Source organism: Enterobacter sp. JS8-1 (genome assembly GCF_049187015.1).
GTDB lineage: Bacteria > Pseudomonadota > Gammaproteobacteria > Enterobacterales > Enterobacteriaceae > Enterobacter > Enterobacter mori.
Genome location: NZ_CP185805.1, coordinates 4,295,145 through 4,308,327, shown reverse-complemented (window position 1 = coordinate 4,308,327; position 13,183 = coordinate 4,295,145). Strand labels below are relative to the sequence as shown.

Here is a 13,183-nt window from a genome sequence, read left to right as displayed (position 1 = left end):
CCATTTAATGGATTGCTTTTATTGATTAACGAAATACATAACAGTCCGTTTTAATTTATTCGGACTGTTGAATGCGAGCCGTTAAAGTACTTTCAATTTTTTTGTCATCCGCTAAATCGCGGTAGGTGTTTTGTCCTAACCAAGGTTCTATCTCTAGTGTTGCATTTAAGCTACGCACCGCGAGAGGAAGACCACCTGCGTCGACGGGTTTTATCCTATCGCCCATATAAACTCGTAAGGAAGAAACGGGTTCAGTGCTGACCGTTTTTCCCGTCGTACGTTTTATAAAAACATTGCCTGAGTCAGACGAGAGGCTAGTAACGGTTAATACCACTTTGCCGTTATCTGAAAAGGCCAGATCGCTATTCGCCGTGATATTTCCAAGAAACGTCAGGTCAAATATCTCTTTCTCCGGACAGGTAACGGTCAGCTGGACCTGGCGTTTACGTAATTCGGCTGCCTGACCTTTATCCGTCGACGTAAAATTGAGTTCATCTTTATGAATACGACCGTAATCCTGATTTGCGGGGGAAAACAGGACATTGCAGTCGGTATATTCCGCGTGAACACTGCTGCAGACGCCTACACCGAGCAGCATTACTGCAATCGTTAATTTCTTCATCATGGTTTCCTGCTAATCCGGCTTACACGTCGCGTTAACTTTCTGGTAAAAACTTTCTGTGTCCTTCTCGTCTAACGAGAACTGCACACGGCAGCGATGCCCCTGCTGATCGACAGTCGCGTAGATATCGGGTGTCGCGTCGACATCGCTAATAAAGATCAGCCCATCGTCAACCGCGGTGGTCACATACTGATTTTTTGCATCGACCAGCACATCCCCTTTCGGCACGGGTTTACCGTCCGGCAAATGTAATGTGAGCATGGCCCTTCGCACCTTAATCACGCCAAAGTTGACGCGGGTGACGGAACCGTGTCCCGGGGTGAGTTTTTTGATGCCATTATTTACGTCAATATTTTTCGGCAGCGTTTCGGTGTTGATTTCAAGCGTATTGACCCGATAAGGTGTAACCGAAGCCGAAACGGCTTGTCCCCAAAAGTCTGTCCACACTGGCCCCTGCGGGGTAGAAATTTCTATTCCAGGCACGTTGTCATTAAACGAGATAACGCTAAAGGTATCCTGTACCTGATAAGGCGAAAGCGTCACTCCGTGAGGGTGGGCGACGATGCCGCCTGACATATTTGCCGAATAGTTTTTAAAATCGCTACCCGATTTAGAGGCATTCAGGCTCAGCGAGGTGTAGTGCATATTGGTGCTCACCCCGGCAGCGACATATTTATCGCTTTCCTGATCGCCTTTTTCAGCGGTGAGGCTGTAAGTCGAATTTTTGGTTATCGGGCCATTGGCCTGCATGCCATAGCGTGTTTTTTCGCCATCATCACGCATGTAGCTTTGAATGCTGTGGCCACCGAACGGCACACTGATGCTGACGTAGAACGTATCAGCATCACGATAATCATTGTCTTCATTTTCATCCGGTGTGTTCAGGGCGTGCTGCCAGCTGGCGTTGACGGATACGTACTTAAACGTTTTACCCCATGTCAGCATGGATTGACGTGAATCGCTGTCATCATCAAAACCTTCAGATTGCGAGAGTGAAACCGCAAGCGAGCCCAGCACGGCGTTTGACCATCCTAGCGACGCACTGTAGCTATTTTTGACCCCAGCGGTTTCATCGTCGTCCTGAATCGTATCTACGAGGGTACGAAAACCGCTCGTATTATGCGTACCTGACAGACTCACGGATAAATTCCAGGGTAAACGGTAGTTCGAACCAATCTGGAACTGGTTTCCCATGTTATCGTTACGTTGATCCCATGCGCTCAGGGTGTTGGCATACAACGACAAATCCTGAAAGGGGATCACATTTACGTTAGCCGCCGCTGACTGGTATTTTTGTGCAGTCATCGCCCCAACAGTGAGATTAAGGTTCGATGCAACCTGCCAGCTGTTGGTTGCTGTAACCAGCCAGGGTTTGCTGTAACGCGTATCAATGTCTCGCAACGTGCCCGCTGCCACCGACCATCCTTCGGGCGCACGCAGACGTGCTCCTGTAAGATTTGCCGCAGGAACCGTGAACTGACTCGACGATCCGTCAGTTTCTTTTACGTTTACCAATAGATCGGTATTGGCGTTGGCTACCGGAACATCGCGCAGCGTAAACGTCCCGGTCGGCACCAGCGTGGACATAATCAACACGCCATTTTGGCGAACCTCGACTCGCGCCTGATCGCTTCTGGCGATGCCCGTGACGGTAATGCCGCTTCCGGCTTCGCCTGTCAGTGCCGTTTCAGGTGTCAGTTGTACACCGTTCAAACCTGAAAGGCTGAATGGCGTGTTTTGCACGTTGATTGCACCCGCCTGCATCACCTTTTCAAACCCGGCAAAAGTGTGCTGAACGTAGCCGTAAAGCACGTTGCTTTCTTGCTCACCGTCTGAATCAGAGACGATAAACTGGCTGCGTGCCAGCCAGTCAGCCACGTTGATGCCGGCTTCAAACGTGCCCTGATCGTATTGCGTGCTACCACCGTTGTAACGGCTCTGGCTGGTAAACATGTTGTAGTTCAGCAGAGCGCCAGTACCACCGGTCTGGAAGTTTTTCGGTTTAATGCTGTTATCCAGTGCGTCTTGCGGAACGACCAATTCCAGCTTTTCCTGGCCAGGTTTGAGCTTAACGATAGAACCCGACCATGATGCTGCATAGTCGTAGCAGACAGGCGCGTCTGGTTTATCTTCCTTGTCGATAGTAATACCTGGGGTCTTTAGTCCCGCGAATTCATTGAAGTCTTTATCAAAACAAGGTTCTCCAGAATCATTAAAGAGAAGGGAAACCTCTCCCTTCTCATTACCGTTAACGATCAGACTGACTTTTTGAATGCCTGGCGAAAATCGTGCACCATGAGCGAAATAATCTGCGACTTCAGGCGACAACCCTTTGTTTTTCAGGGTTGTAATATCAAAACTAGCAATATCCATGCTTTGTGCACTTCCACTACCTTGTAAAGAAGCAGGCAGCTGTGCGGCGATACCATAAGAAGAGAACGCCATTAACGGATATATATAGATACCCGCTTGAATTCCATTTTTCATATATTGATGACGCTTTTAACTTGTCAGGGTAATGAAATCATTCCTGGTTTATCAGTTTTGTTATTTATTGATGGTGGTCGTGTAATTGTTTACAGCAATACCAAAACGAGATGCCGGGAAGATCTGAATCTGGCTATCTGCTACCGTTTTTTCCATTTTAATCGTTTCTGTTTCACCAGGCAGGATCCATGTTTTACTCAACATGCCTTTATTACCTGAGGGTAAGGTTTTAACCTGCTGGGACAGACGAACCACATAAGGGCTTGGATTGCTGACAATGAGGGCATTTCCCGCTGTTTTCCAGACCAGTTTATCCCAGGGGGTGGCGTAGTCAGGAACATTTGCCGGACGAATGATAACAGGAATTGTCTGGCGAATAGTTGCCGTAATCTGTTTCGTTCCTGATGGCTTCGCCTGAGGGATGCCTTCAAAGGAGACGCGTTTATATTGTTCTACGGTAAAGGGTTTTTGCGTATCAAGGACAAAACGAACGCGCTGGCTTTCACCGGCCTCAACGCGAACAATGGGTTGCGTTACAATTAATTTTGTATTGTTATTTTGTGGGCCGGTAATGTCCATAATGGTTGTATAAAGCAATTCGGCTTTATCATCAGTATTTTTTACATTAATACTGGCGCCGTTATCATTTGCGTTAACCAATAACACAGAGAATTCAGGCGTCATTCCGGTTGCATAGGCGGACGAAAAACAACTTGCAGACATGCTTACAAGTACCGTGAATATTATAGGGAATTTCATTCTTGCTGCTCTCGGTGTTATTCATTGGATTATTCTCATATGATAGGGATGTTCTATCCATTGATAAAATGACTTAATCTAAAACAGATTTTAAAAATATCTTAAACCATTCGCGAAAGGGAAGAATGTGATGAGAGGTACTGCAAGAAGAGGAAGAACCCGGCAGAAAGGCTCTGCCGGGAGGATGGGTTACACTTCCAGGTAATTCATAATCCCGTCGGCCGCTTTACGCCCTTCGGCAATGGCCGTGACCACCAGGTCAGAACCGCGAACAATATCGCCACCGGCGAAGATTTTCGGGTTGCTGGTCTGGAATGCGTTGTCGCTGCCTTCAGGTGCAATCACACGGCCCTGTGAATCCAGCTCAACGCTGTGCTTCGCAAGCCATTCCATACTATGAGGACGGAAACCAAACGCCATGACGACGGCATCGGCCGGGATCACATGTTCGGAGCCTGCCACGATCTCAGCGCGACGACGACCCTTGGCATCTGGTGCACCCATCTCGGTGCGCGCCATCTTCACGCCGCTCACTTTACCGTTGGCATTCACTTCAATGCCCAGAGGCTGGATGTTGAACTGGAACTCTACGCCCTCTTCACGCGCGTTTTTCACTTCGCGTTTAGAACCCGGCATGTTCTCTTCGTCACGACGATAGGCGCAGATCACATGCGCCGCGTTCTGACGAATAGACGTACGCACGCAGTCCATCGCGGTATCACCGCCGCCCAGCACCACCACGCGTTTGCCTTCCATGCTCACGAACGGCTCGTCGGCAGTTTCGCCGTAGCCCATGATCTGCTTGGTGTTGGCAATCAGGAACGGCAGGGCATCATAAACGCCTGGTGCCTCTTCGTTCTCCAGACCGCCGCGCATGGACTGATAGGTGCCCACGCCGAGAAACACGGCGTCGTAATCCTTCAGCAGGTCGTCGAGCTGCACGTCGCGGCCCACTTCCACATTCAGTTTGAACTCAATGCCCATGCCGGTGAAGATTTCACGGCGACGGGTCATGACCTCTTTTTCCAGCTTGAAGGCCGGGATGCCGAAGGTCAGTAGACCGCCGATTTCCGGATGACGGTCAAAGACCACCGCCTTCACGCCGTTGCGGGTCAGCACGTCCGCACAGGCCAGGCCCGCCGGGCCCGCGCCGATGATTGCCACGCGCTTGTCGGTTTGACGCACGCCGGTCATGTCCGGGCGCCAGCCCATCTCGAACGCTTTATCGTTGATATAGCGCTCGATGTTGCCGATGGTCACCGCGCCGAACTCGTCGTTCAGCGTACAGGAGCCTTCACACAGGCGGTCCTGAGGGCACACGCGGCCGCACACTTCTGGCAGGGTGTTGGTCTGGTGAGACAGCTCGGCGGCTTCAAAAATACGTCCTTCGTTGGCCAGTTTCAGCCAGTTCGGGATGTAGTTGTGGACCGGGCATTTCCATTCGCAGTAAGGGTTACCGCAGGACAGGCAGCGGTCTGCCTGCGCTTTGGCCTGGCCTTCTGAAAACGGCTCGTAGATTTCTACAAATTCAATTTTACGGATTTTCAGCGGTTTCTTTGGCGGATCAACACGCTGCAGGTCGATAAACTGGTATACATTCTGGCTCATCTGAATTCCTTACTGCGCCTGCACGCGCAGCTCTGCTGCGCTACGACTACGGTGACCCAACAGGGCTTTAACATCGCTGGACTTCGGTTTAACCAGCGCGAATTTCGCTGAGAACGCAGGCCAGTTCGCCAGGATCTCTTCGCCGCGCGAAGAACCGGTATGCTGCACGTGTTCGGTAATCAAACCGCGCAGGTGTTCTTCGTGGATGGCCAGCGTATCAACGTCCAGCACTTCCACCAGCTCCGGGTTCACGCGTTTGCGGAACTCACCGTCTTCGTCCAGGACGTACGCAAAACCGCCCGTCATGCCCGCGCCGAAGTTCACGCCGGTTTTACCCATTACGCAAACAATCCCGCCCGTCATGTATTCACAACCGTTATCGCCAATGCCTTCCACCACGGTGATAGCACCAGAGTTACGCACCGCAAAACGCTCGCCCGCACGACCTGCTGCGAACAGACGACCGCCGGTCGCGCCGTACAGGCAGGTGTTACCGATGATGCTCGCTTCATGGCTGCGGAAGGCTGAGCCGACCGGAGGACGCACCGCCAGCAGACCGCCCGCCATGCCTTTACCGACGTAGTCGTTGGCATCACCAGTCAGGTACAGCTCAACGCCGCCTGCGTTCCACACGCCGAAGCTCTGACCCGCGGTACCGCTGAAGTGCGCAGTAATCGGATCCGCCGCCAGCCCCTGGTCACCGTGCGTTTGCGCGATATAACCGGAGAGGGAGGCACCCACGGAGCGGTCGGTGTTGCGGATATCAAACCAGAACGTTTTGCTCTGCTTGTCGTCCACGTACGGTTTCGCCTGCTGCAGTAGCTGCGCGTTCAGCACGCCGTTATCGAACGGCGGGTTGTTCTCGGTGCAGTAAACCGCTTTGCCAGGATGCGGCTGCGCGGTTTCCAGCAGCTTAGACAGCTCCAGCTTCTGCTGCTTCGCGGTGAAGCCTTCCAGCTCTTTCAGCAGGTCGGTACGGCCAATCAGGTCGACCAGGCGCTTCACGCCCAGCTGCGCCATCAGCTCGCGGGTTTCACGGGCGATGAAGTCAAAGTAGTTGGTCACTTTGAACGGCAGGCCGTGATAGTGGTTCTTACGCAGCTTCTCGTCCTGGGTCGCAACACCGGTTGCGCAGTTGTTCAGGTGGCAAATACGCAGGTATTTACAGCCCAGCGCAACCATCGGGCCGGTACCGAAGCCGAAGCTTTCCGCACCTAGGATTGCCGCCTTGATAATGTCGAGGCCAGTTTTCAGACCACCGTCCACCTGCAGACGGATCTTGTGACGCAGGCCGTTCGCCACCAGCGCCTGCTGGGTTTCCACCAGGCCAAGCTCCCACGGGCAACCCGCGTATTTCACGGAGGAGAGCGGGCTTGCGCCGGTACCGCCGTCGTAACCGGCGATGGTGATCAGGTCGGCATAGGCTTTCGCCACGCCGGTAGCGATGGTGCCGACGCCCGGTTCGGAAACCAGCTTCACGGAGATCATCGCTTTCGGGTTGACCTGTTTCAGGTCGAAAATCAGCTGCGCTAAGTCCTCGATAGAGTAGATATCGTGGTGTGGCGGCGGGGAGATCAGCGTCACGCCCGGTACGGAATAGCGCAGTTTGGCGATGTACGGGGTGACTTTATCACCCGGCAGCTGACCGCCTTCGCCCGGTTTAGCACCCTGAGCGACTTTAATCTGAATCACGTCGGCGTTGACCAGGTACGCAGGCGTCACGCCAAAGCGACCGGATGCCACCTGCTTGATGCGGGACACTTTGTTGGTGCCGTAACGCGCCGGATCTTCACCGCCTTCGCCGGAGTTGGAGTTGCCGCCGATGCTGTTCATGGCTTCCGCCAGCGCTTCGTGGGCTTCCGGGCTCAGCGCGCCGATGGACATCGCCGCGGTATCGAAGCGTTTGAACAGCTCTGTTGCAGGCTCTACGTCGTCGATGCTGACGGCTTCGTCACCCGGGTTCAGGGCAATGAGGTCGCGCAGCGTTGCCGCCGGACGGTTGTTTACCAGCTCAGCGTACTGCTGATAATCGCTGTATTCACCGCTCTGAACCGCCTGTTGCAGCGTGCGCACCACGTCCGGGTTATAGGCGTGGTATTCGCCGCCGTGAACGTATTTCAGCAGACCGCCCTGATCCAGCGGCTTGCGTGCCAGCCAGGCGCGTTTGGACAGGTTCACCAGATCCTGCTGGAAGTCAGCAAAACCGGCACCGCCGATACGGCTGATCACGCCCTGGAAGCAGAGGTTGGCCACATCGTCATGCAGACCGACCGCTTCAAACAGCTTCGAACAGCGGTAGGAGGCGATGGTCGAGATGCCCATTTTGGACATGATCTTGTACAGGCCTTTGTTGATGCCGTTACGGTAGTTCAGCATCACCGCGCGGTAATCTTTGTCGATGGCGCGGGTATCCACCAGGCGGGCCAGCGTTTCGTAGGCCAGGTACGGATAGATCGCCGTCGCGCCAAAGCCTAACAGCACGGCAAAGTGGTGCGGGTCGCGGGCGCTGGCGGTTTCAACAATGATGTTGGCGTCGCAGCGCAGGCTCTTATCGACAAGACGCGTCTGAATTGCGCCCACCGCCATTGGCGCGGGTACCGGCAGACGGTTTTTCGCGATATTGCGGTCAGACAGCACCAGCAGAACGGTACCGTTACGCACCATCTGTTCAGCTTTATCACACAGCGCATTCACCGTCTCTTCGAGAGTCGCCTCGGTCACGTCGAACGTAATATCGAGTGTGTCGGCGCGGTAGTGATCCTCTTTCAGCGTAGTGAGCTGTTTGAAATCGGAGTACAGCAGGATCGGCGATTTAAAGGTCAGACGGTGCGCCTGGCCTTCGGCTTCGCAGAAGACGTTCATCTCGCGGCCGATGCTGGTTGCCAGCGACATCACGTGCGCTTCACGCAGCGGATCGATCGGCGGGTTGGTGACCTGCGCGAACTGCTGACGGAAGTAGTCGTAAATAATGCGCGGCTGGCTGGAAAGCACGGCAAACGGGGTGTCGTCACCCATGGAGCCGACCGCTTCCTGACCGTTTTCACCCAGTACGCGGATGACGGAGTCCAGCTCTTCCGCGCTGTAGTTAAACTGCTTCTGGAAGCTTGCGAGGGTATCGTCGTCCAGCTCGCGGCTGCCCACTTCTTCGTCCGGCAGATCTTCGAACGGCACCAGACGACGGACGTTTTTCTCCATCCACTCTTTGTACGGATGGCGACTTTTCAGATCGTTGTCGGTTTCGGCGGAGTGCAGGATGCGCCCACCGCGGGTGTCGATAACCATCAGCTCACCCGGACCGACGCGGCCCTTCTCGACCACTTCGTCAGGCTGGTAATCCCAGATCCCGACCTCAGACGCGCAGGTGATGAGCTTATCTTTGGTGATGACGTAGCGCGCCGGACGCAGACCGTTACGGTCCAGGTTACAGGCGGCAAAACGGCCGTCGGACATCACGATGCCCGCCGGGCCGTCCCACGGCTCCATGTGCATGGAGTTAAAGTCGAAGAACGCGCGCAGCTCAGGGTCCATATCCGGGTTGTTCTGCCATGCCGGTGGCACAAGCAGACGCATGGCGCGCACGATGTCCATCCCACCAGCCAGCAGCAGTTCCAGCATGTTATCCATGGAGCTGGAGTCAGAGCCGGTTTCGTTCACGAACGGCGCGGCATCATGCAGGTCAGGGATCAGTGGCGTCTGGAACTTATAGGTACGGGCGCGGGCCCACTGGCGGTTACCGGTAATGGTGTTGATTTCGCCGTTGTGCGCCAGGTAGCGGAACGGCTGAGCCAGCGGCCAGCGTGGAACGGTGTTGGTGGAGAAGCGCTGGTGGAACAGGCAAATGGCCGATTCCAGACGCAGATCCGCCAGGTCCAGGTAGAAGCGCGGCAGGTCAGCCGGCATACACAGACCTTTATAGATGTTCACCAGGTTAGAGAGGCTACAGACGTAGAACTCTTTATCGTCCTGGAGACGTTTTTCAATGCGGCGGCGGGCGATAAACAGACGGCGTTCCATATCACGCGGACGCCAGCCCGCAGGCGCGTTAACGAAAATCTGTTCGATACGAGGCAGCGAGGAGAGGGCGATTTCACCGAGCACCCCTTCGTTGGTTGGCACATTGCGCCAGCCGACAATAGACAGGGTTTCACGCTGAAGTTCTTCTTCGACGATGCGGCGTGAGGCGGCAGCCTTTTCAGGATCCTGATTCAGGAACAGCATGCCGACAGCGTAGTTTTTGGCTAAACGCCAGCCGCGCTCTTCCGCCACGATGCGGAAGAAACGATCCGGTTTTTGCAGCAGCAGACCGCAACCGTCGCCGGTTTTACCATCAGCCAGGATGGCGCCACGGTGCTGCATACGGGCCAGTGCGTGAATAGCAGTACGCACTACCTTGTGGCTAGGTTCGCCTTCTATGTGGGCGATCAGGCCGAAACCACAGTTATCCTTCTCAAGGGATTTATCGTACAACATATCAGTGAACCTCCCCAGGCTCGTCGGGCTTCCCACTGAACTTTACCGTGGCGCACAGGCACAGAAAGAGCATGGCGACGGGGTTTGCGTTTCATACGCGGACCTCGCATTCGCCCTCTTTTTCATCCTTTCGCGCAGGTAAACAAGTTTGAGGACTTGCTTCAGAGGGAATCTCAATTACTGCATAAATATGATGAGCAGGCCGCTCATCCAGAAAGCTTCCAGCGGATTTCCAACTTATCGGGAATTGGTACACAGGTCAAATGGCAATCTTATTTATACAAAAATGTGCTAAAGAGAGTTTATCTGATTGTAATTAAAGGGTATTTAACTATTTTTACATTGATTGTATGCCCTGACAGGACGCAGCGGAGTGTGATCTGACTCACTATATGAAAGCGGTATTATCAATGTAGCGTGCTGAATAGCCGTTTTATAGCAGAATAATAATCTATCATTGACTTCAAACCCGCATAAACCCACTGTTTTTCAGTGGTGGTGCTATAAATGAAAAAAACAATCAGAACATAAGGAAAAGTAATTACGAGTGGCGTGAATGAAATTGCAGTAATCTTGAGTATTTATTCATATGGATAAAGGCCGTCCAGGGCGATTGATCCAGGTCATCGCCGACAGAGGCTAAAAATGGCAGGCTTGTCCCCTTTCTCCGGGACGGTCTATCAGATTATGCAGTTACAGAAATTAGTCAATATGTTTGGTGGGGATCTTTTGCAGCGATACGGACAAAAGGTTCACAAGCTGACGCTGCACGGCGGGTTTAGCTGCCCGAATCGCGATGGCACCATCGGGCGCGGCGGCTGCACATTCTGTAACGTTGCGTCCTTTGCTGACGAAGCTCAGCAGCATCATTCTATCGCGGAACAGCTCGCGCATCAGGCGAGCCTGGTGAACCGCGCGAAGCAGTATCTGGCCTATTTCCAGGCCTACACCAGCACGTGGGCGGAGGTGCAGGTGCTGCGCTCGATGTATCAACAGGCGGTCAGCCAGGCTAACATCGTAGGGCTGTGCGTGGGGACGCGCCCGGACTGCGTACCGGACGCGGTGCTGGACCTGCTCAGCGAGTACAAAGAACAAGGCTACGAGATCTGGCTGGAGCTGGGCTTGCAAACCGCGCACGACAAAACCCTGCACCGCATCAATCGCGGTCATGATTTCGCCTGCTACCAGCGCACCACGCGGCTGGCCCGTGAGCGTGGGCTGAAAGTCTGTTCGCATCTGATTGTTGGGTTACCCGGTGAAGGTCAACAGCATGGTCTTGAAACGCTGGAAAAGGTGGTTGAGACCGGCGTGGACGGCATTAAGCTGCATCCGCTGCATATCGTTACGGGAAGCATTATGGCGAAAGCCTGGGAAGCCGGGCGGTTAAGCGGTATTGAGCTCGACGACTATACGGTGACGGCAGGGGAGATGATTCGCCACACGCCGCCGGAAATTGTCTACCACCGCATCTCCGCCAGCGCCCGCCGTCCAACGCTTCTGGCACCGCTATGGTGTGAGAACCGCTGGACGGGGATGGTGGAAATCGACCGCTATCTACAGGAGAACGGTGTACAGGGGTCGGCGCTTGGCCGCCCGTGGGTTCCTCGTCTACCGGCGACGGCCGCCTAACAGGCTTCCCAGCATGCCGCGCACTATCTGATTGGTGACCTGTCGCGCGGCGCTTTTCGCCATGGTTTGTACCACGCCGTCGCGCTTGCCGCCGCGCGGCCCGGTGCTGCCGAACAGGATGTCTTTGAGCCCCCCGAGAATACCGTCATCCACAGCGACGGACTGCCCTTTTGCGGCAGGCGCATCCTGCGATTCCGTTGTCGCCTGAACCCCTTTTTGCAGCATTTCGAACGCGGACTCCCGGTCCACTTCGTCTTCGTACTTTCCGTAAACCGGAGAGTGGTTAATCAGGCCGTTGCGTTCATCGTCGGTAACCGGCCCCATGCGCGAGCAGGGCGCGATCACCATAGCGCGTTCCACCACGGACGGACTGCCCTTCGCATCCAGGAACGAGATCAGCGCTTCACCGGTGCCTAACGCCTGAATCGCCGCTTCGGTATCAAAGGCCGGATTGGCGCGCATGGTTTGCGCGGCGGCTTTTACTGCTTTCTGATCTTTTGGCGTGAATGCGCGCAGGGCGTGCTGCACGCGGTTGCCCAGCTGACCGAGCACGTTATCCGGGATATCCGAAGGGTTTTGCGACACAAACCAGACGCCAACGCCTTTGGAGCGGATCAGGCGAATGACCTGTTCAATTTTATCCAGCAATACCTGCGGTGCGTCGTTAAACAGCAGGTGCGCTTCGTCAAAGAAGAAGACCAGCTTCGGTTTTTCCAGATCGCCCGCTTCGGGTAACTGTTCGTACAGTTCGGAGAGCATCCACAGCAGGCTGGCGGCGTAGAGCTTTGGCATCTGGTAGAGCTTTTCTGAACTCAGAATGTTGATGATGCCTTTGCCGCTGCTGTCGGTGCGCATCCAGTCTTTGATATCCAGCATCGGCTCGCCGAAGAAGTGCTCGGCCCCCTGTTGCTCCAGGGTCAGCAACCCACGCTGAATGGCCCCTACCGAGGCGCTGCTGATGTTGCCGTACTGGTTCTGGAAAGATTTGGCGTTATCGCCGATGTACTGGGTAATGGCGCGCAGATCTTTGAAATCAAGCAGAAGCAGTCCCTGATCGTCGGCAATACGGAAGATAATGTTCAGCACGCCGGACTGCACGTCGTTGAGGTTAAGGAGCCTCGCCAGGAGAAGAGGACCGAGATCGGAGACGGTGGCGCGCACCGGGTGGCCTTTCTCACCAAAGATATCCCACACCACCACCGGATTGCTGTGCGGCGTCCAGTCCGTGATGCCAATATTCTTCAGCCGTTCGAGCAGTTTCTCAGAGGCCGTCCCTTCCTGAGCGACACCGGTTAAATCGCCTTTCACGTCAGCCATAAAGACCGGTACGCCAATCTCCGAAAGCGACTCCGCCAGCTTTTGCAGGGTGACGGTTTTCCCGGTCCCGGTCGCTCCGGTGATCAGACCGTGGCGGTTCGCCATCGCGGGCAGTAAATACAGCTCTTTTTCCAGCGTCCGGGCAATTAACAATGGTGTACTCATGATGCGCTTCCTCTCTTTGTCCTGGGTGGAGTATAGGCAACCTGGCCGCAATTTGGTTGAGTAAATTCCTGACTTTGCGGCGCATTATCCAGCGCGGACTATGCTTTTGCATACGGTTCACAACAT

At 54.5% G+C, this 13,183-nt stretch carries 7 protein-coding genes; 1 reads left to right on the top strand and 6 read right to left on the bottom strand.

The window, feature by feature from the left end; translation table 11 throughout:
• Window positions 1-55: 55 nt before the first annotated feature.
• The 5 genes from ACOQH0_RS20510 to gltB form a co-directional block, all read right to left on the bottom strand.
• The gene (locus ACOQH0_RS20510) at window positions 56-625 is read right to left on the bottom strand and encodes a hypothetical protein (RefSeq protein ID WP_421511109.1); all 570 of its coding nucleotides are present in this window, start codon (window positions 623-625) and stop codon (window positions 56-58) included.
• Window positions 626-634: 9 nt separating this feature from the next.
• Window positions 635-3,109: a fimbrial biogenesis usher protein gene (locus ACOQH0_RS20505; protein ID WP_421511108.1), complete on the bottom strand. Its 2,475-nt coding sequence runs from the start codon at window positions 3,107-3,109 to the stop codon at window positions 635-637.
• A gap of 60 nt (window positions 3,110-3,169) precedes the next feature.
• On the bottom strand, window positions 3,170-3,832 hold the full coding sequence (locus ACOQH0_RS20500) for a fimbria/pilus chaperone family protein (RefSeq protein WP_421511107.1): 663 nt from the start codon (window positions 3,830-3,832) through the stop codon (window positions 3,170-3,172).
• A 225-nt stretch (window positions 3,833-4,057) separates the two neighbouring features.
• Window positions 4,058-5,476 (bottom strand): glutamate synthase subunit GltD, encoded by a 1,419-nt coding sequence (gene gltD / locus ACOQH0_RS20495; RefSeq protein ID WP_089597758.1) that lies wholly within the window; start codon window positions 5,474-5,476, stop codon window positions 4,058-4,060.
• Between the two features lie 9 nt (window positions 5,477-5,485).
• Window positions 5,486-9,946: a glutamate synthase large subunit gene (gene gltB, locus ACOQH0_RS20490; protein WP_316468188.1), complete on the bottom strand. Its 4,461-nt coding sequence runs from the start codon at window positions 9,944-9,946 to the stop codon at window positions 5,486-5,488.
• A gap of 687 nt (window positions 9,947-10,633) precedes the next feature.
• Between gltB and ACOQH0_RS20485 the strand changes: the two genes are divergently transcribed.
• Window positions 10,634-11,575 (top strand): TIGR01212 family radical SAM protein, encoded by a 942-nt coding sequence (locus ACOQH0_RS20485; RefSeq protein WP_100166565.1) that lies wholly within the window; start codon window positions 10,634-10,636, stop codon window positions 11,573-11,575.
• Here ACOQH0_RS20485 and ACOQH0_RS20480 read toward each other — a convergent pair.
• The gene (locus ACOQH0_RS20480; RefSeq protein WP_109492456.1) at window positions 11,555-13,057 is read right to left on the bottom strand and encodes a helicase HerA-like C-terminal domain-containing protein; all 1,503 of its coding nucleotides are present in this window, start codon (window positions 13,055-13,057) and stop codon (window positions 11,555-11,557) included. The genes ACOQH0_RS20485 and ACOQH0_RS20480 overlap by 21 nt on opposite strands.
• Window positions 13,058-13,183 lie beyond the last annotated feature (126 nt).

Coding starts and splice junctions, on each gene's coding strand:
- ACOQH0_RS20510 (WP_421511109.1), bottom strand. CDS start 625: ATGATGAAGAAATTAACGATTGCAGTAATGCTGCTCGGTGTAGGCGTC.
- ACOQH0_RS20505 (WP_421511108.1), bottom strand. CDS start 3,109: ATGAAAAATGGAATTCAAGCGGGTATCTATATATATCCGTTAATGGCG.
- ACOQH0_RS20500 (WP_421511107.1), bottom strand. CDS start 3,832: ATGTCTGCAAGTTGTTTTTCGTCCGCCTATGCAACCGGAATGACGCCT.
- gltD (WP_089597758.1), bottom strand. CDS start 5,476: ATGAGCCAGAATGTATACCAGTTTATCGACCTGCAGCGTGTTGATCCG.
- gltB (WP_316468188.1), bottom strand. CDS start 9,946: ATGTTGTACGATAAATCCCTTGAGAAGGATAACTGTGGTTTCGGCCTG.
- ACOQH0_RS20485 (WP_100166565.1), top strand. CDS start 10,634: ATGCAGTTACAGAAATTAGTCAATATGTTTGGTGGGGATCTTTTGCAG.
- ACOQH0_RS20480 (WP_109492456.1), bottom strand. CDS start 13,057: ATGAGTACACCATTGTTAATTGCCCGGACGCTGGAAAAAGAGCTGTAT.